Consider the following 23,862-nt stretch of genomic DNA (forward strand, 5'->3'; position numbering starts at 1 on the left):
TTCCCCAATAGCTCAGTTGGTAGAGCGGTGGACTGTTAATCCATGTGTCGTTGGTTCAAGCCCAACTTGGGGAGCCACATCTCTAATTATTTTCCCTCCTACTTCACGCTAACGTTTTTACACACTTTAAAATTATATTACCTAATGCTAAGCATCTGATAGATAAGTCTAATGTTTGCATGTATCATTATTATGATCGCCGAATAATTATACAGGTAGGATATGAAAGGCCTTAGAACATTCTTTGTTGTAAATGCTTTTTTGTTTATTGCGTTATGGATTTCCTTAGTGGGTGTACACGTACAACTTTTTAAGTTGGATCTTGCGCGTGAAAACCAACAGATAAATACCCTACTCGCCTTGCAACTAACAAAAGTAAGCCAGCTCAACCAGGACTACCTATCTGGGTTACGCGACCAGCATAACCTCAGCTTTATTTCTACTCAGTTAGCCGTAGACAACACCTTGGCAACAGTGGGCTCTGCTCAGCACTGGCTGGTAGATTTAGCCGAACCCAGTAAAACGGCTATGCAGACTTTAGCGGTAGACAAATTTAGCGTTAATTTTAAGCCTTCTTTTGAATTTGTTAGTGATGGTTACTTAAAACTGTACCTTACTATTGCAGCGCTATGTTTTATGGGCTATTTCCTCACGAGTTTATTGTACCTGCGCGCAATATCTCGAGTTAAGAGCAAACTTAAGAAACTGGTTAACGCTGACCGCCTCGTGGATGAAAAGCCCGTATTAGGCTCGGTGGGCGAATTAATTAAAGATCAGAAGCAACAGTTCACTCAGCAAATTCGGCAACAAAAGCACGCGATTAAACAACTTGAAAAACAAGTCGCACTAGACCCGCTAACGGGTCAGTTTAATCGCCACTCTTTCCGCCAAAAAATGCAAGAGATGCTGCAGTCAGAGTCTAAAAACACCGTATTGTTCTTAGTGAGAGCCTCTCAGCTGGAGGAAATCAATAAATCTCGTGGACATCAGGCCGGCGACGACTACATCAGAGAGATTGCGCGTATTATTGATTTAAACCGCAAAGATTATTCAAGCAGCTTACTCTATCGTTTGTTGGGCGCTGAATTTGCCCTCATCATCCCTAACTTTGCCGCCAGCCGAGTAAGCCAAATAGCGCTAGCGCTGAAATCTTCGTTAAGCGATTACAGTAGCAACAAACAAATGCAAAGCGCCGCTTACACCGGAGTTACCGAACTAAAACAAGGTGATTCCATAGAGCGCATTATAGCCCGTGCCGACGCTGCATTAGCTATTGCTCAAAGCCTTTCACCCAACGGATGGGAAATCGTTTTAGAAGACAACGAAACACTGGAAAGTAGCGAACTTCAATGGCACACCACCATTAGTAGGCTCATCAATCACGCTAACTTCCGCTTAGCCTCTCAGGCCATTCAATCGCTTCACAGAACCATGCCTGCTTATCATGAAGTATTTATACGTTTCTTGTCTGAAAAACAGCAACAGCTGCCAACAGAAACCACCTTGGTAATGGCACAGCGTTTAGGAGTGATTGTTGAGTTAGAAAAAGCCACTTTACGCTATATTTTGAAAACGATTTCTAGCCAGAATGCCGAGTATCGCTGGGGAATTAACCTAAGTAAGCTAATTTTAAACGACCCAGAGTTTTGTGGTTGGCTAACTCAAGAGCTACTCACCTACCCTAACCTGAAGTCTCGCGTGGTATTTGAAATTGAAGAAGAATTGCTAGACATGCACTTAACCAATGCTAAGAAACTATTTGAGGTATTACGACGCAATAGCTGCCACACAGCAATTGCAGATTTTGGTAATGGTATTGGCTCATTCAAGCTGTTTAAAGAACTTAAACCTAACTATGTAAAAATTAGCAGCGATTTGGTTCAGCAACTTGAAAGCGATAAGGCTAACCAGCAGTTTGTTACAATGTTAGTAGAAGTATCACATCGACTAGGATGCCAAGTAATTGCTCAAGGTGTTGAAACGCTTGAGCAGAAACAATTGCTAGAATCTATGTATGTAGACAGCTTGCAGGGTTACTTAATTGCTCGTCCTGAGCTAATAAGTTAATTAACGCAGTGGTTGTTGGTAGATAATTTGGTTACTACTACCACGCCATTGCAACTTTGGATCGGCAAGTGTCTGTTCATACTTGCCATCAATTAGGGTATCGACTAACTTAACTACCGCTTGCTGCTGTTCGTCAAGTTCGTTTAATAGATACCCTGTCCACAGCCATATATCTTTATCTCTGCATTCATGTTTAACACGTTGAACTAAACGATGAACGGCGTCGACGTTTTTCGGATGAAGGGGATCTCCACCGCTAAGGCTTAAGCCTTTTCGTTTAATCCGCGTGTCGTTTAGGTCATCAATAATTTGTTGTTCTAATTCGGCAGTGAACTGATGGCCTGAATCACAACTCCACGACTTTTGATTGTAGCAACCGCGGCACTGATGCTCGCAGCCGGCAACAAACAAGGTACAACGAGTACCTTGTCCATTAACTACATCAATAGGATGATAGCTTAAGTAGTTCATTTATAGATGTTTTACTCGTCGTTTAACTTCTTCTTGCTTACCGTAGTTAAACGGGCGCGCATCTGGGCTACCTAAATAACCACATACTCGTCGAGTTACCGATACCTTGCTGGCTTCAGTGTTGCCGCACGAAGGACATTCGAAACCTTTGCTTGTACAGTTAAATTCGCCAGTAAAATCACACTCGTAACATTCATCTATCGGTGTATTGGTGCCGTAATAAGGTACTCGACTGTAGCTGTAATCCCATACGTCTTCTAAAGCTTCGGTGTTGTGTTGCATGTTTGGGTATTCGCCATAACAAATGAAACCACCACTAGTGACCGACGGGTAAGGTAATTCGAAATCGATCTTGTCGAACGGATTAACTTTTTTCTCTACATCTAAATGGAAGCTGTTGGTGTAATAGCCTTTATCAGTAACATCCGCAATCACACCAAACTTTTTAGCGTCTAAGCGACAGAAGCGATCACACAAGTTTTCACTTGGGGTGCTGTACAAGCTAAATGCATAGCCGCTTTCTTTTTCCCAGCGAAGCGTAGCTTGCTTAAGCGCAGTAACAATACCAAGGGCTTTTTGTTGAAGTTGCTTATTGTCGTACACGTGGTCTTTGTTGTCGTAGAGCGCGTTTACTGTTTCGTGTAAACCAATGTAACCCAAAGAAATTGACGCACGACCGTTTTCAAAGATCTTAGATACATCATCTTCGGCGTTCAGCCGAACACCACAAGCGCCTTCCATGTACAAGATTGGAGCAACTTTGGCTTTTACGCCTTTTAAACGGTCTATACGAGTATCTAGGCCCATTTTTGCCACGCTTAAACGTTGCTCCAATAATTCAAAGAAGCGTTGCTCATCACCTTTAGCTTCAATAGCGATACGCGGTAAGTTTAAGCTAACCACTCCTAAATTATTGCGGCCATCATGGATGTCTTTACCATCTTCTTGGTAGTGACCTAAAAAGCTACGACAACCCATTGGGGTTTTAAATGAACCAGTGACCTCTACTACTTTTTCATAGTTAAGAATATCTGGGTACATGCGTTTCGACGCACACTCTAAAGCTAACTGCTTAATGTCGTAACTTGGGTCAGACTTCTTATGATTTAGGCCATCTTTAATTGCAAACACTAGTTTAGGGAACACTGCTGTTTTGGCATTTTTGCCCAAACCTGCAATACGGTTCTCTAAAATTGAGCGCTGAATAAGGCGAGAGGCCCAACAAGAACCCAAACCAAATCCAAAAGTAACAAACGGAGTTTGACCATTTGCGGTATGCAAGGTGTTTACTTCGTACTCAAGTGACTGAAAAGCGTCGTGACACTCTTTCTCAGTTTGTGCTTTAGCGTAAGCTTCAGCGTCTGCTATTTGCCACTGTTGAGCGGTAGCTAAATGTTTCTCATGGCTTTTAAGCACATAGGGAGACAAAATTTCATCGATACGGTTAATCGTGGTTCCGCCGTAAATATGGCTAGCCACTTGGGCAATAATTTGTGCCGTAACTGCAGTCGCCGTAGAAATCGACTTAGGCGTTTCTATCTCGGCATTACCCATTTTAAAACCACCGGTTAACATCCCTTCAAGGTCAATCAACATACAGTTAAACATTGGGAAAAACGGTGCGTAATCTAAATCGTGAAAATGGATTTCACCAGCTTCATGGGCTTTAACAACATCACGTGGAAGTAAATGCGTTTTTGCGTAATGCTTAGCAACAATACCTGCTAACAAGTCACGCTGAGTAGGAATAACTTTACTGTCTTTATTGGCGTTCTCGTTTAACAGTGCCGCATTGCTTTGCTCAACCAGGCCTCTGATTTCGCTATTTAGCACGCTACGCTTATCGCGAGCAACGTCTCTATCATGGCGATATTCAATGTAAGCACGAGCCAGTGTTTTGTTGTCGCTTTCCATCAAGAAGTTTTCTACCGACGATTGAATATCGTTAATATCAACTTCTGATTGATTCAAAAACTGCTCAGTGACCTGCTGAGTAATTTGTAGTGCTACTAGGTTATCCTTAACACCTAAAGCTTCAGCAGCTTTAAGTACGGCATCTACAATTCGCTTCGCGTCGTAAGGTACACGGCTTCCGTCTCGTTTTATCACGACTGTTTTCACGATTTACGCTCCAATTTAACTCACTCATTCTATAAAATTGTTTGGAAGCCACGTTGTTAAAGGCTTTGCAGAGAGTTCTGCATACAAAAAGCGTTAAACAGGATGGTTTTCCATATCTAGTGGTGAAGGATTTTAGTACCCACTAGATATAGTAGTCGAGTAATTTTATTCATAAAGCAAATACCAATGATCAAGATCAATTGAAGCTAAGAAAGACAATTTGTTTGCACAAAAATGACCCACTAATCACAGCAATATTTTGTGCCCTTTCCCACAGTGAACTCGCGGTTGTTATACGGCACGCAAACAAGGATAATAGCGGCTCGTTTCGCTGCATCTTACTTAAATGACTGAATATTTGTTGTTATTGATTAGCACCGTGCTGGTTAATAATTTTGTACTCGTTAAATTTTTGGGCTTATGCCCATTTATGGGTGTATCCAGTAAAGTGGAAACTGCAATAGGCATGGCCTTAGCAACCACTTTTGTACTCACCCTAGCCTCTATGTGTTCTTATTTAGTGGAGCAATATATTCTTGCACCACTAGATATAGTGTATTTGCGCACCATGAGTTTTATTTTGGTGATTGCCGTTGTAGTGCAATTTACCGAGATGTTTGTTCAAAAAGCCAGCCCCGCTCTGCACCGCGTATTGGGTATTTACTTACCTTTGATTACCTCTAACTGTGCAGTACTAGGCGTAGCGCTGTTAAATATTAACGAACAACACGATTTGTTTGAGTCAATTATTTACGGGTTTGGCGCCGCTGCAGGTTTCTCATTAGTTCTGATATTGTTTTCAGCGATGCGAGAGCGCTTAGTGGTTGCCGATATTCCAGTGCCATTTAAAGGTGCTGCAATCGCCATGATCACCGCAGGCTTAATGTCGTTAGCTTTTGTTGGATTCACCGGATTAATTAAGTAGTAAATCAGAATGTTAGAAGCACTCATCGCCATTACATTATTAGCTCTCGTGTTTGGAGCAATACTGGGTTATGCCGCAATAAAATATAAAGTGGAAGGCAACCCTATTGCCGACCAAGTAGAAGCCTTGCTCCCGCAAACTCAGTGTGGACAATGCGGCCACCCAGGCTGTCGCCCCTATGCAGAAGCCATTGCCAACGGTGAAGCAATCAATAAGTGCCCGCCGGGTGGTGATGAAACCGTTGTAAAGATTGCCGATTTGCTTGGTGTTGAAGCGATCCCTTTAGATGAAGCCGCCGTTAAAGAAGATGACCGCAAAAAAGTCGCTTTTATCGTAGAAGAAGCTTGTATTGGTTGTACTAAGTGCATTCAAGCTTGCCCAGTTGACGCAATTATGGGCGCGAATAAACACATGCATACCGTTATTAGCAAAGAATGCACTGGTTGCGAGCTTTGTGTAGCACCCTGCCCAACCGATTGTATTGAAATGCGCCCTGTACCCACTACCACCAAAAACTGGGATTGGAAATTGAATCAAATTGACGTAGCAATCATCGAGGAAAGTAAATAGATGGTTGCTTGGCTAGAAAAAATTAAACAAGGTTTCACCTGGAACTATAAAGGTGGCGTGCATCCCAGCACCAATAAACAAAATATTAACTGCGATAAGCCGGAAACTATCGACAACCCTGCGGTCATTAGTATCCCCGTTCAACAGCATATTGGCAGTGCTGGAAAATTATTAGTTGAGGTGGGTGATAAGGTATTGCGAGCTCAAGCGCTAACGGAGTCACAATTTTTCCAAGCACCACCGGTGCACGCCTCTTGTTCTGGTGAAGTGATTGCCATAGAACCGCGCATTACTGCACATGCCTCAGCAATACCTGAGTTAAGCGTGCTCATTAAGGTAGACAAAACCCAACAAGACGCAGTGTTACCCGCCGCCTTAAACGGTGAGCTATTAACCGCCGAGAATATCTGCCAGCGAGTGCATCAAAGTGGTATATCAGGCATGGGTGGAGCTGGCTTTCCTACTGCATTAAAAATCACTCCGCATAAAGCCTTAGATGTACTGATTATCAACGGCGCCGAATGTGAGCCCTATATATCTGCAGATGATTGCCTAATGCGTAACTACGCAGCTGAAATAATTAAAGGCGTTGCCCTACTACAAAAAGTATTACAGCCAGCAATTACCATTGTTGCAGTAGAAGACGATAAACCCGAGGCGATTAAAGCACTTGAAGAGAATACTAACGACTCCATTAGCATACGTAGTATTCCGACGAAATACCCTTCAGGCGGTGAAAAGCAGTTAATTCAGGTATTAACCGGTAAAGAAGTTGGTGCTAAACAACTGCCTATCGATTTGGGTATGTTGGTACAAAATGTAGGTACCGCTTATGCTATACACAGAGCGGTAAACCATGGTGAACCGCTGATCTCTCGTATCGTAACCCTGGCGGGAGATTTAGTTGCGACCCCTAGCAACTACTGGGTGCCGGTTGGTACACGAGTGGAAGATGTAATTGCGAATAAACTGCAAGCAGCTAGTGAAACCCCTACGATAATGGGTGGCTCTATGATGGGCTTTATGTTGCCGAGTAATCAAGCACCCATTGTAAAAACAACCAACTGTTTAATCGTTAATCACCCGCAAGCTGCCCAGAAAGAGTCGCCTTGTATTCGTTGTGGCGAATGCGCACAAGCTTGCCCAATGGGACTATTGCCACAACAACTTTATTGGTTTGCCCAAGGTGATGAGTTAAATAAAGCCCGCGATTTTAATATTATGGATTGTATTGAATGCGGGGCTTGCGCGTTTGTATGTCCGAGCGAAATTTCACTGGTGCAACACTACCGCACAGCGAAAGCAAAGATAAAAGCTGAAGACATTGCTCAAAAAGAAGCTGATGTTGCAAAGCTTCGCTTTGACGCCAGACAAGCACGTTTAGAAAACGATAAACTCGAACGCAAAGCCAAACATCAGCAAGCGGCACTGCGCAGGCAAGCACAGACTCAAACTCAAGCTGATGACAAGCCTGATCCCGTAGCTGCAGCGTTAGCAAGAGTGAAAAAAGCCAAATCGGAGGCGCCAACGGCAAAACAAACCGACACCGGCGAATGGGTACCCGATAACCAAGCCGCAATAGCGCAGCGCGAAGCACGCAAAGCGCAAAAACGCCAGCAACAAGAGAACTCATCAGCCAAAGCCACAAGCAATCCTGCGGTTGCCGCAGCCATTGCGAGAGCAAAAGCAAAAAAAGAATCGACTACGTCCGATGAACTAGATTCAACAACTCACTCAGATACTAAGACAAGTGCTAATCCGGCTGTCGCTGCCGCGATTGCAAGAGCGAAGGCTAAAAAACTTGCGAGTGAACAACAAGTAACAATTGAAGAAGCAAACAATGCTGAACCTGAAGAGCCAGTAAAATCTTCAGCCAATCCAGCGGTTGCTGCAGCGATCGCTCGCGCCAAAGCCAAAAAGCTAGCTAGTGAGCAACAAGTAGCTACCGAGGAAGCACACAATGCTGAACCTGAAGAGCCTGTAAAATCATCGGCTAATCCAGCGGTTGCCGCAGCTATCGCTCGTGCAAAAGCCAAGAAACTTTCAAGTGAACAACAAGTAACAACTGAAGAAGCAAGCAATATTGAACCTGAAGAGGCTGTAAAATCATCGGCTAATCCAGCTGTTGCCGCAGCTATCGCTCGCGCGAAGGCCAAAAAGTCCGCTGCGGCTAGCAGTGAAAGCGCTGACGATACAGAAATCAGGAAAGACGAGAATTCGCAAGCCATTGCTGATAAACCTAAAAAGGTTAATCCTGCAGTGGCTGCCGCAGTGGCGAGGGCTAAAGCAAAAAAAGTAGCTGAACAGAAACAACGCGAAGAGAATGAATCTAATGACAACAACTAAACTACAAAGCTCTCCGTTTGTTAGAAAACCACTGAAGACCAAGACTTTAATGTTTTGGGTAATGCTGTGTTTACTGCCCGGTTTATTAGTTCAAAGCTTACATTTTGGTATTGGTACTCTGGTACAAGTATTACTTGCTAGTACTGTTTCCCTTGTCAGTGAATCCTTAGTGATGGTGCTGCGCAAACGGTCTGTTTTTTCAACCCTCAGTGATAATAGCGCTTTAGTAACCGGCATATTAATCGGCCTTGCTCTTCCAGCCTATGCACCATGGTGGATTACTGTTATTGGCGCTAGTTTTGCGATATTAGTGGTTAAACACTTGTACGGTGGCTTAGGCCACAACATATTTAACCCTGCAATGGCAGCTTATGTTCTGCTGCTGGTCTCTTTCCCTGTCACGATGACAAGCTGGATGCCACCGCAAAGTTTATTACATGAAACCTTAACGGTGGCAGACGGGCTATCCCTCATCTTCAATGGATATACTGTGGATGGATTTAGCATCAAACAAATAGCCAGTATTGATGGCCACACCATTGCAACCCCCTTAGATGAAATGAAAACGCAACTAACGCTAGGGTTTACCTCTACTGAGATCGCTAATAATGAAGTATTTGGACGATTCGCCGGTATCGGTTGGCAATGGATAAACGCGGCATACTTAGTCGGTGGCATCGCCTTGGTGTATTTGAAGGTGATACGTTGGCACATTCCCCTGGCCTTTTTGGGCACCTTACTCGCACTTAGCTTACTGTCTAGCGCTATTCACCCAGACCACTCTATCCCCACTTTATTGCAGTTGTTTTCTGGTGCAACCATGATTGGTGCGTTCTTTATTCTCACCGATCCCGTGAGTGCCGCGACCAGTAACAAGGGACGGATTATTTACGGTAGTTTGGTTGCCTTACTCGTATTTGTCATTCGTAATTACGGCGGTTACCCAGATGCGGTGGCGTTTGCAGTACTATTGAGTAACATGGCAGTGCCAATGATCGACCATTTTACTAAACCGAGAGTGTATGGTTACGGTGAAGGAAGCAACAATGAGCAGTAAGCGCTATTCGATGACTAAAAACGCCGGCATGTTAGCCTTGTTCGCATTCGGTTGCACCTTACTGGTAGTCATCGTTAATTACTTCACTGCCCCACGCATTGAAGAACAAGTTGCCAAGCAACTGCTTAGATCAACGAACGAAGTATTATCTCAAAAGCTAGCCAGTAAAGATTATCAGCAACGGTGTTACCAGGAAACAAATCAACAGTTTTTAGGCAGTGATAAAGCACAAACTATTCGTTTAATTAGTGTTGATGGCCAAGTTAAAGCATTTGTTTATCAAACGACTGCGCCAGACGGTTACAGTGGCGCAATTCGTCTACTGGTAGGTGTTAATGAGGATGGTTCGGTAAGTGGTGTACGGGTAGTACAACACAACGAAACACCGGGCTTAGGCGATAAAGTTGAAACTCGAAAATCAGATTGGATTTATCAATTTGATCAACAAAAATTGTTAGAAGAAAAAGACCCTCGCTGGGCAGTTAAAAAAGATGGTGGACAATTTGATGCTTTTACAGGCGCAACCATTACTCCTCGCGCGGTAGTGAAAGCGGTTAAAAACGTACTGATTTATCACAGTAATAATCAACAAATACTGCGCCAGTCTGCTGTTGACTGCTAATTAGGATTTGAGATGAGTGAATATAAGAAACTAGCCTGGCAAGGACTCTGGAAGAATAACCCAGGTTTAGTGCAGTTACTTGGTTTATGCCCACTGTTGGCAGTGACCTCGACCTTAACTAACGCAATAGGATTAGGCGTAGCCACTATGCTGGTGCTTATCGCTTCCAATACTACGGTTTCGCTAATTCGTAAATGGGTTGCTAAGGAAATACGTATTCCTGTGTTTGTTATGGTGATTGCGTCTTTTGTTACTTGTATTCAACTATTAATGAACGCTTATACTTATGGTTTGTATCAAAATCTCGGGATCTTCATTCCCTTGATCGTGACAAACTGCATCATCATCGGTCGCGCGGAAGCCTTTGCTGCACGTAATGAAGTAAAACCGGCCGCGTTCGATGGCTTAATGATGGGCCTAGGTTTTGGCTTGGTATTAGCATTAGTGGGCGCGATTAGAGAGTTATTAGGTAACGGCAGTTTATTCTATGGCATCGAATTGTTGCTGGGTGATTGGTCGTCGTTTTTGTATGTTCAGCTAGTCAATTTCGACGAACACTTTTTGGTTGCCATACTGCCGCCGGGCGCATTTTTGGTAATGGGGTTTATCATTGCTTTAAAAAACATTATCGACAGTAAAGTTAACACGAAGCAGCCTGTTGAAGCCTCAAACATGGAAAGTACGCCTCAATCATGAACAAAGATAAACGTTTAGAAATATTAACTCGGCTCAGAGACAATAACCCAAAGCCTGAAACAGAACTAAACTTTGCATCTCCATTTGAATTACTCGTCGCTGTAACATTGTCAGCCCAAGCGACTGATGTTAGCGTCAACAAGGCCACTGATAAGTTGTTTCCTGTGGCCAATACTGCGCAGCAAATATTTGATTTAGGTGTCGATGGCTTAAAAAGCTATATTAAAACCATTGGCCTGTATAACAACAAGGCCATTAACGTCATTAAAGCCTGTGAGATGTTAATTAACCTTCATGGTGGCGAAGTACCAGAAAACCGTGAAGCACTTGAAGCTCTTCCCGGCGTTGGTCGTAAAACCGCTAATGTTGTGTTAAACACAGCTTTTGGTTGGCCAACTATCGCGGTTGATACTCATATTTTCAGAATGGCGAACCGAACTAAATTTGCAATGGGCAAGAATGTCGATCAAGTTGAAGAAAAAATGCTAAAGGTGACACCTGCTGAATTTAAAGTAGATGTTCATCATTGGTTTATCTTACATGGCAGATATACCTGTATCGCGCGCAAACCTCGTTGTGGTTCGTGCATTATCGAAGATTTGTGCGAGTTTAAAGAAAAAGTAGAGCTTTAAGCTCTACTTCATCTTAAGTTCTAGCGCTTAAAGTAAATCTTTACCTAAGGAGATCACCACTCGGCGATTTCGCTCTCTTCCCATAGTATTATCGTTTCGTGCTACATGGCGACGTTCACCATGACCAGATACTTCAATAACACTTTCATCTAGACCACTAGATTTAAAGTAATCTCTAACTTTTGTTGCTCGCTTTTCTGATAGTTCTTGGTTAATCCATTTACCACCATAACTATCGGTATAAGCATCTACTAATACCACATCAATCTCAGGATCGTGTTTTACGTAATCACCAATTAGCTGCAAACGTTTTTTAGAGCGAGGAGTTAATTCATTACTATTGGATTGATAAGTTAAAACCGTAAACGCAATGTCATCAAAAGAATAAGGTAACAAGCGCCCTACACACTTCAAAAAATCGTTGTATTGAGTTTTAAAATTAATCGAGGAAATGCCCACTGCGGTGGTATTGTTATTGGCATACCAGTCATCGAAATAGAAGGTAGGCACATTACCGTCTTCTAACTCACTCAACATTCTCCAAGCGGGCTGCGCGTTTACATATCCATCAAACTGTTGGTAAAACGACAGTTCGCTGATTTTTTTTGAACTTGCACCTGGCTTCCACAGTGGAGGAACACTGCGCAAAGAGACTTGGTGAGTTTCAGCCGAAATTTTGTACATGTCGAGGTAGAAATCGAGATTTACGCTTTTAGATGCGCGACTAACAAAACTGGCAACGCCAAAAGCAGGAATGAAGTGATCCATCCTGCATTCAATGGGGGTTTTGTTTGAAATCACCCATGTCGAGTCATCAAGTGACGCGGAATAGTTTCGTACATTGGCTTGAGCCGACAATGCGCACAGCGCCAAAGGCAACAATAAATAACGTTTCATTAGCAGAAATCCTCTCTTCTCTACAAATTATCGGCATCTGGCCAATAATCTTTAAAGCAAATTCGCGATTCTTTGCCGCTTTTGTAATAATGCGCGCTTCCGTATTTAGTTACCCACATTATGACCATAACAGAACTTACTACCCAGCTAATGTCTAGCCGCTTTAGAGGCTATTACCCTGTTGTTATCGACATCGAAACAGCAGGCTTTAATGCAAAAACTGACGCTCTGCTTGAAATTGCAGCTTGTTTACTTAGCTTCGATGAAAACGGCCAGTTGTTTGTACTTGAGAGTATTCAGTACAACGTAGCGCCCTTTGAAGGTGCTAACCTAGAAAAAGCAGCATTGGAGTTTACTGGGATAGATCCAGAAAACCCATTGCGTGGCGCAGTAAGCGAAGACTTTGCGCTAAAAGACATGTTTAAGCCGATTCGCAAAGCGCTCAAGTCACACGGCTGTAATCGAGCGGTCATGGTTGCGCATAATGCGGCGTTTGATATGGGCTTTTTTAACGCTGCGGTTGAGCGTTGCAATATAAAACGAAACCCCTTCCATCCTTTTGTTAGCTTTGACACAACCAGTATCAGCGCTTTAGCGCTAGGTCAAACGGTGTTGGCCAAAGCGTGTAAAGAAGCGGGTTTAGATTTCAATAACGAAGAAGCACACTCAGCCCTTTATGACGCACAAAAAACTGCAGAGCTGTTTTGTTTAATTGTGAACAAATGGCAACACCTTGGCGGCTGGCCGCTCCCTCAGCAAGACGAACAAGACTAAATTGGAATTATAAATGCTAAACCCTGTGGTTATCTCGGTCTGCTTGATGTTGTTATTAAGCTTGTTAAGAGTGAATGTAGTACTTGCCTTGTCAGTAAGTGCTATGGTGGGCGGTTTGCTTTCTCATATGAGCTTAGCGGAGACCATTGCCAGCTTTGAAGCTGGCCTAGGTGATGGCGCGCAAATTGCGCTCAGTTACGCATTGTTAGGTGCATTTGCAGTCGCAATATCACGTAGTGGTTTAACCGACCTTATTGCAAACAAAATTGTCTCTACAGTGGACAAAAACAGAGATAAGCACCTATCTCGAGTAAAATGGCTAATGCTGGTGGCTATTATCTTAATGGCTGTCAGTTCGCAAAACTTAGTTCCCGTGCATATTGCTTTTATCCCTATTTTAATTCCGCCACTACTCGCGGCTTTTAATCAACTGAATATTGACCGGCGGATCATTGCCTGCTGTATTACCTTTGGCTTAGTGACCACCTACATGTGGCTGCCCTATGGGTTTGGTAGTATCTTTTTGAATCAACTTTTACATTCCAATATTGAAAGTGCTGGTTTAGTAATTGAACGCAGTCAACTGCCTAAAGCAATGACAATTCCAGCTATAGGAATGATAGTGGGTTTACTCACTGCAATTTTTGTCTCATACAGAAAACCTCGTCAATACAAGACTGTTGAGCTAATTCCAACTGAATCAGAAACACAAACATCAGTACCCGTGAGCAAGGGACGCTTGATAATGAATGTTGTCATTATCTTATTGGCGCTTGCGATTAACGTTTATACAGAATCCATCATTATTGGCGCGCTTTGTGGCTTTTTAATGCTTACAACCGCCGCTGGCTTACGCCCTCAAAGCAGCCAAGATTTATTCGTGGAAGGCGTAAAATTAATGGCGTTAATTGGATTTATCATGATTGCCGCTAATGGTTTTGCCGGGGTGATGAAAGCGACCGGTGGCGTGCCTGAATTGGTAGCCAATGCCGGCCAAATATTAGGCTCGAACAAAATGTTTGCCGCAGCAGTACTTCTTATAATGGGATTGCTCATCACCATGGGAATTGGTTCGTCTTTCTCAACAATTCCGATTATTGCAGCTATTTATGTTCCATTGGCTTTGTCACTCGGATTTTCGGATCTCGCAACTGTAGCATTAGTTGGCACAGCTGCAGCGTTAGGTGATGCGGGGTCTCCGGCTTCAGATTCCACTCTAGGGCCTACAGCGGGTCTAAATAGCGACGGTCAGCACGACCACATATGGGATACCGTAGTGCCCACATTTTTACACTTCAACCTACCCTTGTTGGTTTTTGGTTGGATTGCAGCTATTGTCTTATAAGACACTGTAACAAACTGTTTTAGCTAATAATTACTACACACAAGAATTTGTACGTTTAACGGAAAACCAATTTGACTGATTTAGCCCTATCGATTGAAAAGTTACGCCCTAGTTTTGATTTAAGCAACATTGAGCCTTGTGCTGAGTTGCAATGGTCAAATCTAATGCCCGTGGCTAAAGCCAGTTTTGATTATTTTCTTGCAACAAATTTTGATAAATCACTCATGATTTGTCAGTCGCCGAGTTTTTTAGATGAACAAGCTATTATTAAAAGCTTACTCAATGGTGAAGATGCTAAGCGAGCAGCAAAAGCTTACGTTATCTTGGCTAACCCCGAGCAACTTAATCGACCTTTAAGTTTTGAAATTAGCGCTAAACAACTAAAGGCATTCAATCAAGCGATTGATGCCTTTGAAGAGTTATTAAACCAAGACTTTAGTGCTGAGTTGCTAGCGACAGAATTCGCTGAAGATATGCAATTATTAGAAGAAAACAATAAACAGTCGCTAAGTTCAATTTTGCAAAAACTTGCGGATGAATCTATTGACGCAGCTTTTGTTCATGCTCTTGAAAGGCTATTTCGCTACTTGCAGGAAAATCCTGAAAACGATAACTGCAATGCTTTTTACAAAGCGTGGGAAACCAATCACGCTGCGGTATTTTGCACGGAGTTTACCCGGGTAAGTTTGTTTGGCCAATTACTTACTCCTCACCCTAACTATCCATATGATTTGAATAACATCACTTTAGGGCAACTCCACACAGGCAACAATGGCGTATTAGTTTTAAATGCTGAAGATGTGTTAGCCGACCCTAAACTTTGGTTTGAACTAAAAGCTAGCTTTAAAGACCAAACCCTTGCTTGGTCAAAATTGGACGCTGATAAAACGTATTTGCAGGCTGGTGACTTACCTTTGCGTATTAAGTTGATTATTTCGGGTAATGCGATTGCCGTATCGGATTTGTATGAGCTGGACCCAGAGTTAAACAAATTAAGCATTGCAGAAACAGAGCTATTGAGCGAGGTAGCAGCAAATCCCGACTTGATTAATTGTTACCTTAGCCAATTAAATTATGAGTTACAGCAATTAAATTTACCGCAATTGTCCCGCGAGTTATACCAACCAGTATTGTCTTTAGCAGCAAAACTCTGTGAGCATAATGCCTTACTAAGTTTGGGTTTAAACCAGATACTCAATCCTTTAAAGCGCCTTAATCATTTAGGCTTAGCCCATGATGAGACTGGTTTTGAACAAGCTTTATTAACCTTAGGTAACAATATCAACAGTCAGCAACGTTTTAGTGACCTGTCTTATCGAGACGGTCAAACCCACATTTGTTTAAGCGGAACACAAGTGGGTCAAATAAACGGTCTGTCGGTTATTGATTTTAATGGCTTAGGCCTCTCATTTGGAGAACCGATTAGGATCACGGCTAACGTTTTTCAAGGAGACGGTGATTTTACTGATGTAGAACGAAAATCTGAATTAGCGGGTAACATTCACGCTAAATCAATGATGATAATTCAAGGGTTTCTAACTCAGTTATTTGCTAAAGAACATCATTTCCCCTATTCCGGCAATGTAGTGTTCGAGCAATCTTATCATGAAATAGATGGAGATAGTGCCTCTCTAGCTGGAGCATTGGTTTTACTCAGTGCCCTATCCGAGTTGCCAATTTTTCAACATATAGCTGTTACCGGCTCCTTAGATCAACAAGGTAATGTACTCGCAGTTGGCGGGATTAATGAAAAACTAGAAGGCTTTTATCGAGTAGCTAAAACTAAGGGAGTGGAAACTCCAGTAACGGCTATCATTCCTAGCGCCAATTTAGGTCAACTAAATCTTAGTAAAGACTTATTAGACGCTTGTTCAAACGGTCTGTTTAGCGTTTATACAGTAGAGACTATTGAGCAAGCGACTAAACTGGTATTTGGTGTGCCTGCTGGGGATCTTTATGAGCCGCAGTCGGTTTACGGGAAAATATTCAAACGAATAAATATCGATGATGGAGAACCTAGCCTCCTAGCTTGTTTAATAAAGAGAATTACTCGTTTATTCAAACTCTGATAAATTAATAGGACATCGGACTTGTTTAGCGCACACGTGTTCGCTAAAGTATCGGCAAATTTTTTAAAGGTATTATCCATGACTCAGGTTTCGCAAAAAGAACTAGGCAAAACTAGTTACGAACGCCAAGAATTACTCGATTGTAGCCAAGGCCTTTTGTTTGGAGAAGGCAATAGTAAATTACCTGCACCCAACATGTTAATGATGGATAGAATCCTCAAGATTACGCATGAAGGCGGCGAGTTTGGCAATGGTGAGATTATCGCCGAGTTAGATATTACCCCAGATCTTTGGTTTTTTGATTGCCACTTCCCGGGTGACCCGGTAATGCCTGGTTGTTTAGGCTTAGACGCTATGTGGCAGTTAGTCGGATTTTTCTTAGGCTGGAGCGGTGGACCAGGTAAAGGTCGTGCTCTTGGTGTAGGTGAAGTGAAGTTTACTGGTCAAGTACTACCTACTGCGAAAAAAGTCACTTACCGCATCAAAATGAAACGCGTAATTATGCGTAAGCTAGTGATGGGAATTGCTGACGGTGTTGTTGAAGTAGATGGCCGAGAAATCTATTCGGCGAATGATTTAAAAGTAGGTTTGTTCACTGATACCTCAAGCTTCTAAATAACTCTTTTAGCCTAAAAAAGCCCTTTTAAAAGGGCTTTTTTTTTAGTTATTATCTAATCCTGAAACGCGTTCTTCAAGAGCTTCTCGCCACCCTCCATACCAATGCCCCCTTGCGTCGGCCCCGCCGTACGGACAAGTCTCTTTAGACCTTCCTGATAAGCCTGCTTGATAACCTTTGGCATGCGCTCTTTCTAAACGATCGCGTTTTTGTCTTTTCATAGACTTCTTCCTCATCAAGATCAGAAAACAAAACAGGAGCCCTGAGGCTCCTGATCTACTATCGCTTAACAATTTACAAAGATCAAAAACAAATTTTTTGATTATTCGCTAACTATTTGATCTTTTTGTGGCACTAAAAAGACAAATTAGTGTTTTATGAAACGTCTCACAAAAACAACAGGTAAGAGCAGCAACGCTAACCAAAGGCTACTTGCCCCTTTTCGCTCATACTTAACCTCTTCAATTTGAGGACACACCGCTAAATTATCAATATCGGTTACAGCAGGGTTTCTAACCAGTTTAAGCAATACCGCTCGTGGATTAACACCATTTACAAAGTCTTCTGCAGTCTCGTAGTGGTAACCGTTTGCAAAGATCTCGCCCTCGTCGTTGATATGAGTCGCATACTCAAACCGATACAAAGGGATTTGAGGTTCACCATTTTGTTCATAACACGTCAGCTGATTTAATGTCCACGTATAAGAAGAGTTTCCGTCTAGATAGCGATTGTAATCTAACAACATACCCGTTTGGCGACGGGTGGTACCATTGTACGAAGGTTGATCTTCACCTTCGCCGTCACGCCATCCAACAACCATCCCATTATTGTTAATATCGCTAAATTCGCTATTAGCGCCAGTGAACGGATTGTTTCTTAAAGGCCAAGTTACTTTTTGATAGTTTTCAGAATTCTCATCGTTGTCATAAACAAAGGCTTCAACAGGACGGTTACGTGACTTAACTTCCACATAGCGCAAGTTACCAACCACTAGAGACTGGTTATTAATCGCATTTGCCCAAGTATGGGTGACGGAATCTTCGAATTTATCGTTGTCTCCGTCTATTGTAATATTAGGGATTTGGTTTAATTTGTAGGTTCCATCTCCATTATCAGTGTAAAATGTAGCTCGGCCGCGCGATCCATTTGTGCTGTCATAAACGTCGTCCGATGAAATGCCTACAAACACTTCTCCATTATAATCTTTAATCAAATTGAAATTCGGCGCATTACCGTATCTAGAGCGCACGTAACCATCTACAAAGAGCTCTCCTGTCACTTGATCCCCATCTAAGGCATCAGTAATGTCCCATGCCCAGGCCTGAGTATGAAAACCGGAACAGCGGTAATAGTTTTCTCGGTTACCAGTCTGACACTCACCAAAACTATCAGAATTTGAATAACTGACACTGGCTAACCCAATGACCAACGTTCGGCCGTCTTTCTCTATGATTTGTAAACCTGAAGACAAGCCACCTTTGTCGTCTGCTAAATCCCCACTACTATTAAAGGCAGTAGGTAACAATGTAACTTTAGCTTCAGTAGACAAATTATAAGCGAAGCCACGCTGAATGAATTCTCGGGTATAACTGGAACCAGTGTCGTTTGTGAAGGGCGAGGAATCGTACCCCACGGCCCAACCTAACTCCCCATTGATACTATTTACTCGAGTATCCGTAGTATAAGTATCGTTACTTATATCATCGAAAACATAGAGTTTTTCATTAACGGTATCCCACGTCGGTAACGGTGGTATGTTTTTTCCGTCTGTATGAGCCCCAGAAATATTTCTTTCACTAATAAAAGCAAGCACATTAGATTTATACAAAGTACTACTTTGAGCTCTTAGTCTGTCGCGATATAACTCATAAAAGCTGCCGGTCCCGTAATAAAACAAATTACACACTTCGCTCGCATATTGGCAGCCATAATCAAAGGTAGTGCGGTCTGAAAAATCATAAAAGCGAAATGGACTTCTAAAAGTTAAGGCATTACCCGCTAAATAGTTGCCGTCTTCACTTGCTGCGGTTACGTTGATGTTCCCATCACCTTCTGCAAGTCCGTTAGCCGCTTCTAAGGGAATTTCTTCAATTAAGTAATAAGATTCGGTTTGCGCAGCATGACTAAGTCCTGCTGACAACAATAAAGGCGCGAATGCTAAGCTCAATGAGCAATTTAAAATAGACTTCTTCATGAATTTTTTAGTTCTTCCAATTCTTCCCAACGCGAATAGAGGTTCTCTAAAGCCTCTTCTGCACTGGCTAAACTATTTAGTGTCTGTTGAACCAGATCCTGTTCTAGGTTAAAAAACTCCGGTTCGTTAACGTCGAGCTGTAGTTTCTCGACTAAGTTTTCCGCAGCTTCCAATTTTTCAGGTAACTGGTCAAGTTCAAGTTTTAATTTATATGACAGCTTCTTAGTTTGTTTACCTGCACGGTTTACAACATCAGATTTTTCTGTCGGCTTTATTGGAGCTAGCTTATTTTGGCTTTCAATGTAGCGCTCTACTTCTGAATAACCACCCACATAAGTACTCACGTTACCTTTGCCGTCAAAATGCCAAACATGGCTAGCGGTATTGTCAATAAAGCTACGATCGTGGCTTACTAACAACACAGTACCGGGGTACTGACTGACCAATTCTTCTAGTAACTCCAGCGTTTCGACATCCAAATCATTGGTTGGTTCATCTAAAACCAGCAAGTTAGCGGGTTTTAAAAATAGTTTTGCTAACATTAAGCGATTTTTTTCACCACCAGACAGCGCTTTAACCGGTGTAAATGCACGTTTAGGGTGAAACAAAAAATCTTGCAAGTAGCCCATTACATGGCGCTTCCCGCCATTAATTTCTACTTCTTGCTTGCCGCCGGCCAAATTGTCTAACAGTGTTTTATCTGGGTCTAACTCTTGGCGATATTGGTCGAAATAAGCAACGCTTAATTTTGTTCCTACTTTTACACTCCCCCCACTAGCGGTTAACTGCTCAAGTAGGATTTTAATTAAGGTAGATTTACCACACCCGTTTGCGCCAACTAAAGCAATTTTATCGCCTCGCATAACCAATAAGTCTATTGGCGAGATAATGGGATAATCGTCATTCGGGTACGAGAAGGTAAGCCCTTCTGCTTCAAATACGATTTTACCTGAGCGCAAACCATCGTCGATTTGCATTTTAGTATTACCTTGGCGATTAACCCGCTCACTGCGCTCGTTGCGCATTGCTTTCAAGGCACGCACTCGGCCTTCATTGCGGGTTCTTCGTGCTTTAATGCCTTGGCGGATCCAAGACTCTTCTTCGGCCAAGCGTTTGTCAAAAAGGGCATTTTGCTCTTCTTCTACTCGCAACCATTCAGCTTTACCTTCCAAATAAGTGTCGTAATTGCCTGGCCATGAGGTTAAAACACCTCGGTCGATATCAACAATTCTAGTGGCAATTTTGCGAATAAATTCCCTATCGTGACTGATAAATACGATGGTGGCTTTGAAGTTAAGTAAAAATTCTTCTAACCACTTAATTGTTGTGATGTCTAAATGGTTGGTAGGCTCATCTAACAGCAATATATCAGGTTCTCCAGCCAGCGCTTTAGCAAGAGCCACTTTACGTAACCAACCGCCAGAAAGACCTTGCAGTGGTGCATCGCCATCCAACTTCATTGTAGTGAGAACGCGTTGTATTTCACTGTCAAACTTCCAACCATCTACAACATCAATTTCATGTTGTACTTGCTGCATGCGGTTGAGCTGTTGATCAGTCGCGTTTTCATCGATATTCGACGTTAAATGATGAAACTCGCTAAGTAGCTTACCAATATGTGGTTTGCCTTCTGCGACGTAATCAAAGATGCGTTGCTCGCTGGCCTCAGGTGGATCTTGCTGCAAACGCGTAATAACTACGTCATTGACTAATTGACGTACGCCAGAGTCAAGCAAGACCGCACCTTCGATAACTTGCAATAAAGTACTTTTACCAGCGCCATTGCGCCCTACCAAACACACTCGTTCAGCTTTGTTTATCTGTAAATTGGCTTTGTTTAGCAAGGGAGTATCCCCATACGCTAACAACGCATCTTGTAGGTTTACTAACACGTACAGCTCTCTATAAATTGTTCTAACTGGCTGGCATCAAATGGCCAATTAATTGTTTGCTGACTAGGTTCGTGACAAAGCACCGGAATACTGTAGCGAAACTGCTCTACCAAAGACTCATCATCAATAATGTCTTGTTCAGTTAATGCATGAATATTGGGGTTAGCTAGAATCAATGCTCTAGCGTCCTCACACAAATGGCATCCATCGGTACTATATAAAACCCAAGTCATACAACTAATCCTTGTGAATCATCCAACAATTGTGGATTTGTTTATTTCGTTCGAAGTCAGGCGAAAGCGACTGACTTGAGATATTTTCGGCAGATAAGCCTAACTTAGCCAGTCCGTCTTTATCCATTTTAAACTGGCGTTTGTTGTTTGAAAAAATCAGTTTACCGCCAGGATTCAACAAGCGAGAAACCGAGGCCAGCAAATCAATGTGATCTTTTTGTATATCAAACACTTCTTCCATTTTCTTGGAATTAGAAAAAGTAGGCGGATCAAGAAATATTAAATCCCAGCGCTGTGATATTTGGGTCTTCAGCCAAGCCATACAATCAGCTCGAATAAACTCATGTTTATTAATTGGTAACTGATTTAACCGAAAGTTGTCTTTGGCCCAGTTAAGATAGGTATTCGACATATCCACTGTGGTGACTTTAGATGCTCCGCCAATAGCAGCATGCACACTTGCTGACCCAGTATAGGCAAACAGGTTTAGTACCGATTTACTGTTACTATTTTGCTGAATATAGTGGCGCATATTGCGGTGGTCGAGAAACAAACCAGTATCTAAATAATCGGTTAAGTTAACGTAAAACTGCGCACCATACTCCTGAACAACAAAACGCTCTTTTTCATCGCTGTTACGTTCATACTGCTGGCGACCCTTCTGTTGCGAACGCTGTTTGATAACTAACTTGTCGTTGGCTACTAAATCACTTTGTAATAAGCCAGTAAGCAAATCCATTAAACGGCGGCGAGCTTTAGCTGGCTCAATGGTTTTTGGCGCTCTATATTCTTGAACAATGACATAATCATCGTAGCAATCAACTGCTACGTTATATTCAGGCAGATCTGCATCGTATAAACGGTAACAAGTGATGTTGTCTCGCTTAATCCATTTTTGCAGTTTCTTTTTGTTTTTTAGTAATCTGTTAACAAAGTCTTCGGCGTATTTACGTTGCGAGCCTTGCCCACCCTCGCCTATTTGATAGATTTTCAGTACACAGTTGAGAGCACCGTTTAAAAACTTATATTGCTTGTCACTGCGTAAACGTAAGTAATCCAGTAATTCAGGTGCTGCGGTAAATAAAGATAAACGCCAACCAGGGTAATTCTCTCTTACGCTGGCGCCAAAGGATAAAAACAAGCCGATAAGTTTGGTTAATTCGCCTAGGCGTTCACCATAAGGAGGGTTAGATAGAATCAAGCCCGGTTCATTAGGTGCTGCCGGCAAATTTGCTGCATCATGAACGTGAACAGAGATAATGTCGCTTAAACCTGCGCGTTCAATGTTAGCTTTAGCTACGGCTACCATACGTCTGTCGATGTCGTAACCAATCAAACGCTGCTTACAGTTGGTCAAGCCCGTTTCTGCACGAGTTTTTGCATCTGCTTGAATATCGCTCCATGCAAATTTGGCAAAGTTGCTTAAACGTTCAAAACCAAAACTACGATTAAGGCCTGGCGCAATGTCTGCTGCTTGCATCGCAGCTTCAATAAGAATGGTACCTGAGCCACACATTGGGTCGATTAGATACTTCTCTTGCCAATTACTTCTGGTGACCAATGCAGACGCTAAGTTTTCTCGAACTGGCGCTTCACCCTGCTCGGTGCGGTACCCACGGCGGTGTAACGATGCACCAGATAAATCAATAGAAATAGCCAAGTACTTGCTTGCCAAGCGCACCACTATTCGTGCGTCTTCATCGGTTTTAGCTACGTTAGGACGAGATCCCACTGTTTTATTAAATTGATCAACAATGGCGTCTTTAACTTTTAGTGCGCCAAACTGGCTATTGTCTATATAGTGGTTGGTTCCACTGCAATGCACTGAAAATGTTTGATCGACGTTGAAATACTTATTCCAAGGTATCGAGTATGCGGCTTGGTAAAGTTCATCTACGTTGTCGGCTTGGGTTTCAACCAAACGTAACAAGATACGCGACGCGACACGTGACCACATACAAATTTTATAAGCCGTTGGCCAATCACAGGTAAAACTCACACCGGCAACCGTTTGTTTGCACTCTTGTGCCCCTAACGCCTTTAATTCATCTAAACATAAGCTTTCTAAACCTTTAGCGGTCGAAGCGAAAAAATCAGCCATTTTTATACTCTATTTATTTAACCCGTGGATTATACCTGTTTTAGTACGGATCAGTAGTAAAAGCCTCATACGGATAAATAATCGGCAATCAGTAACATTAAGCAAATAATCTCTTGTAATATCGAAGCTCTCTGCGTACTATCCGCCCCGCATTAAACGGACGCGGGATGGAGCAGTCTGGTAGCTCGTCGGGCTCATAACCCGAAGGTCGTTGGTTCAAATCCAGCTCCCGCA

Annotated in this window: 20 protein-coding genes and 2 tRNA genes; 14 read left to right on the forward strand and 8 right to left on the reverse strand. The window is 42.6% G+C overall.

Annotated elements, in window-relative coordinates; all coding sequences use genetic code 11:
* The first annotated feature begins 1 nt into the window (after position 1).
* Together Q4592_RS21510 and Q4592_RS21515 are read left to right on the forward strand one after the other, a co-directional pair.
* Positions 2-77, forward strand: a tRNA-Asn gene (locus Q4592_RS21510).
* A gap of 145 nt (positions 78-222) precedes the next feature.
* Positions 223-2,067 carry an EAL domain-containing protein gene (locus tag Q4592_RS21515; RefSeq protein ID WP_303516868.1) on the forward strand — a complete coding sequence of 615 codons (1,845 nt, stop codon included), beginning with the start codon at positions 223-225 and terminating at the stop codon, positions 2,065-2,067.
* On the opposite strand, the gene nrdG is transcribed toward Q4592_RS21515, so the two are convergent.
* Together nrdG and nrdD are read right to left on the reverse strand one after the other, a co-directional pair.
* On the reverse strand, positions 2,068-2,538 hold the full coding sequence (gene nrdG / locus Q4592_RS21520; RefSeq protein WP_303516869.1) for an anaerobic ribonucleoside-triphosphate reductase-activating protein: 471 nt from the start codon (positions 2,536-2,538) through the stop codon (positions 2,068-2,070).
* Positions 2,539-4,659 (reverse strand): anaerobic ribonucleoside-triphosphate reductase, encoded by a 2,121-nt coding sequence (gene nrdD, locus Q4592_RS21525; protein WP_303516871.1) that lies wholly within the window; start codon positions 4,657-4,659, stop codon positions 2,539-2,541.
* A 346-nt stretch (positions 4,660-5,005) separates the two neighbouring features.
* Between nrdD and rsxA the strand changes: the two genes are divergently transcribed.
* Genes rsxA through nth form a run of 7 tightly spaced genes read left to right on the forward strand, consistent with a single transcriptional unit; the run spans position 5,006 to position 11,507 of the window.
* Entirely contained in the window at positions 5,006-5,584 is a 579-nt protein-coding gene (gene rsxA / locus Q4592_RS21530; RefSeq protein WP_137673141.1) for an electron transport complex subunit RsxA, read from the forward strand.
* A 9-nt stretch (positions 5,585-5,593) separates the two neighbouring features.
* Entirely contained in the window at positions 5,594-6,154 is a 561-nt protein-coding gene (rsxB, locus tag Q4592_RS21535; RefSeq protein ID WP_303516872.1) for an electron transport complex subunit RsxB, read from the forward strand.
* Entirely contained in the window at positions 6,155-8,500 is a 2,346-nt protein-coding gene (rsxC, locus tag Q4592_RS21540) for an electron transport complex subunit RsxC (protein WP_303516873.1), read from the forward strand. It begins immediately after the preceding gene.
* Entirely contained in the window at positions 8,487-9,557 is a 1,071-nt protein-coding gene (gene rsxD / locus Q4592_RS21545; RefSeq protein WP_303516875.1) for an electron transport complex subunit RsxD, read from the forward strand. The genes rsxC and rsxD overlap by 14 nt, the downstream gene beginning before the upstream one ends.
* Entirely contained in the window at positions 9,547-10,179 is a 633-nt protein-coding gene (gene rsxG / locus Q4592_RS21550) for an electron transport complex subunit RsxG (protein WP_303516877.1), read from the forward strand. Before rsxD ends, rsxG begins: the two co-directional genes overlap by 11 nt.
* A 12-nt stretch (positions 10,180-10,191) precedes the next feature.
* Entirely contained in the window at positions 10,192-10,875 is a 684-nt protein-coding gene (locus Q4592_RS21555; RefSeq protein WP_303516878.1) for an electron transport complex subunit E, read from the forward strand.
* Positions 10,872-11,507 carry an endonuclease III gene (nth, locus tag Q4592_RS21560; protein WP_303516879.1) on the forward strand — a complete coding sequence of 212 codons (636 nt, stop codon included), beginning with the start codon at positions 10,872-10,874 and terminating at the stop codon, positions 11,505-11,507. The genes Q4592_RS21555 and nth overlap by 4 nt, the downstream gene beginning before the upstream one ends.
* A gap of 27 nt (positions 11,508-11,534) precedes the next feature.
* On the opposite strand, the gene Q4592_RS21565 is transcribed toward nth, so the two are convergent.
* Positions 11,535-12,404 (reverse strand): OmpA family protein, encoded by an 870-nt coding sequence (locus Q4592_RS21565; RefSeq protein WP_303516880.1) that lies wholly within the window; start codon positions 12,402-12,404, stop codon positions 11,535-11,537.
* Positions 12,405-12,524: 120 nt separating this feature from the next.
* Here Q4592_RS21565 and rnt point away from each other — a divergent pair, with 120 nt between their 5' ends.
* The 4 genes from rnt (at position 12,525) to fabA (ending at position 17,207) form a co-directional block, all read left to right on the forward strand.
* Complete coding sequence (rnt, locus tag Q4592_RS21570) at positions 12,525-13,178, forward strand: ribonuclease T (RefSeq protein ID WP_303516881.1); 654 nt, start codon at positions 12,525-12,527, stop codon at positions 13,176-13,178.
* A gap of 13 nt (positions 13,179-13,191) precedes the next feature.
* Entirely contained in the window at positions 13,192-14,523 is a 1,332-nt protein-coding gene (locus tag Q4592_RS21575) for a Na+/H+ antiporter family protein (RefSeq protein ID WP_303516883.1), read from the forward strand.
* Between the two features lie 71 nt (positions 14,524-14,594).
* The gene (locus Q4592_RS21580; RefSeq protein WP_303516885.1) at positions 14,595-16,592 is read left to right on the forward strand and encodes an AAA family ATPase; all 1,998 of its coding nucleotides are present in this window, start codon (positions 14,595-14,597) and stop codon (positions 16,590-16,592) included.
* 78 nt (positions 16,593-16,670) lie between these two features.
* The gene (gene fabA / locus Q4592_RS21585) at positions 16,671-17,207 is read left to right on the forward strand and encodes a bifunctional 3-hydroxydecanoyl-ACP dehydratase/trans-2-decenoyl-ACP isomerase (protein WP_137673130.1); all 537 of its coding nucleotides are present in this window, start codon (positions 16,671-16,673) and stop codon (positions 17,205-17,207) included.
* A gap of 45 nt (positions 17,208-17,252) precedes the next feature.
* Here the strand turns inward: fabA and rmf are convergent, their stop codons facing one another.
* The 5 genes from rmf to rlmKL all read right to left on the reverse strand — a co-directional run bounded on the left by rmf (position 17,253) and on the right by rlmKL (position 23,628).
* Entirely contained in the window at positions 17,253-17,429 is a 177-nt protein-coding gene (gene rmf, locus Q4592_RS21590) for a ribosome modulation factor (RefSeq protein ID WP_137673129.1), read from the reverse strand.
* Positions 17,430-17,575: 146 nt separating this feature from the next.
* Complete coding sequence (locus Q4592_RS21595; RefSeq protein ID WP_303516886.1) at positions 17,576-19,402, reverse strand: DUF3466 family protein; 1,827 nt, start codon at positions 19,400-19,402, stop codon at positions 17,576-17,578.
* Positions 19,399-21,294 carry an ABC transporter ATP-binding protein gene (locus Q4592_RS21600; protein WP_303516887.1) on the reverse strand — a complete coding sequence of 632 codons (1,896 nt, stop codon included), beginning with the start codon at positions 21,292-21,294 and terminating at the stop codon, positions 19,399-19,401. Before Q4592_RS21600 ends, Q4592_RS21595 begins: the two co-directional genes overlap by 4 nt.
* Positions 21,288-21,527 carry a glutaredoxin family protein gene (locus Q4592_RS21605; RefSeq protein ID WP_137673126.1) on the reverse strand — a complete coding sequence of 80 codons (240 nt, stop codon included), beginning with the start codon at positions 21,525-21,527 and terminating at the stop codon, positions 21,288-21,290. The genes Q4592_RS21600 and Q4592_RS21605 overlap by 7 nt, the downstream gene beginning before the upstream one ends.
* A gap of 4 nt (positions 21,528-21,531) precedes the next feature.
* Positions 21,532-23,628 (reverse strand): bifunctional 23S rRNA (guanine(2069)-N(7))-methyltransferase RlmK/23S rRNA (guanine(2445)-N(2))-methyltransferase RlmL, encoded by a 2,097-nt coding sequence (gene rlmKL / locus Q4592_RS21610; protein WP_303516889.1) that lies wholly within the window; start codon positions 23,626-23,628, stop codon positions 21,532-21,534.
* A gap of 161 nt (positions 23,629-23,789) precedes the next feature.
* Between rlmKL and Q4592_RS21615 the strand changes: the two genes are divergently transcribed.
* Positions 23,790-23,862: transfer RNA gene (locus Q4592_RS21615), tRNA-Met, on the forward strand.

The sequence above is a fragment of the Agarivorans sp. 1_MG-2023 genome, assembly GCF_030548385.1.
Lineage (GTDB): Bacteria > Pseudomonadota > Gammaproteobacteria > Enterobacterales > Celerinatantimonadaceae > Agarivorans.

Coding starts and splice junctions, on each gene's coding strand:
- Q4592_RS21515 (WP_303516868.1), top strand. CDS start 223: ATGAAAGGCCTTAGAACATTCTTTGTTGTAAATGCTTTTTTGTTTATT.
- nrdG (WP_303516869.1), bottom strand. CDS start 2,538: ATGAACTACTTAAGCTATCATCCTATTGATGTAGTTAATGGACAAGGT.
- rsxA (WP_137673141.1), top strand. CDS start 5,006: ATGACTGAATATTTGTTGTTATTGATTAGCACCGTGCTGGTTAATAAT.
- rsxB (WP_303516872.1), top strand. CDS start 5,594: ATGTTAGAAGCACTCATCGCCATTACATTATTAGCTCTCGTGTTTGGA.
- rsxC (WP_303516873.1), top strand. CDS start 6,155: ATGGTTGCTTGGCTAGAAAAAATTAAACAAGGTTTCACCTGGAACTAT.
- rsxD (WP_303516875.1), top strand. CDS start 8,487: ATGACAACAACTAAACTACAAAGCTCTCCGTTTGTTAGAAAACCACTG.
- rsxG (WP_303516877.1), top strand. CDS start 9,547: ATGAGCAGTAAGCGCTATTCGATGACTAAAAACGCCGGCATGTTAGCC.
- Q4592_RS21555 (WP_303516878.1), top strand. CDS start 10,192: ATGAGTGAATATAAGAAACTAGCCTGGCAAGGACTCTGGAAGAATAAC.
- nth (WP_303516879.1), top strand. CDS start 10,872: ATGAACAAAGATAAACGTTTAGAAATATTAACTCGGCTCAGAGACAAT.
- Q4592_RS21565 (WP_303516880.1), bottom strand. CDS start 12,404: ATGAAACGTTATTTATTGTTGCCTTTGGCGCTGTGCGCATTGTCGGCT.
- rnt (WP_303516881.1), top strand. CDS start 12,525: ATGACCATAACAGAACTTACTACCCAGCTAATGTCTAGCCGCTTTAGA.
- Q4592_RS21575 (WP_303516883.1), top strand. CDS start 13,192: ATGCTAAACCCTGTGGTTATCTCGGTCTGCTTGATGTTGTTATTAAGC.
- fabA (WP_137673130.1), top strand. CDS start 16,671: ATGACTCAGGTTTCGCAAAAAGAACTAGGCAAAACTAGTTACGAACGC.
- rmf (WP_137673129.1), bottom strand. CDS start 17,429: ATGAAAAGACAAAAACGCGATCGTTTAGAAAGAGCGCATGCCAAAGGT.
- Q4592_RS21595 (WP_303516886.1), bottom strand. CDS start 19,402: ATGAAGAAGTCTATTTTAAATTGCTCATTGAGCTTAGCATTCGCGCCT.
- Q4592_RS21605 (WP_137673126.1), bottom strand. CDS start 21,527: ATGACTTGGGTTTTATATAGTACCGATGGATGCCATTTGTGTGAGGAC.
- rlmKL (WP_303516889.1), bottom strand. CDS start 23,628: ATGGCTGATTTTTTCGCTTCGACCGCTAAAGGTTTAGAAAGCTTATGT.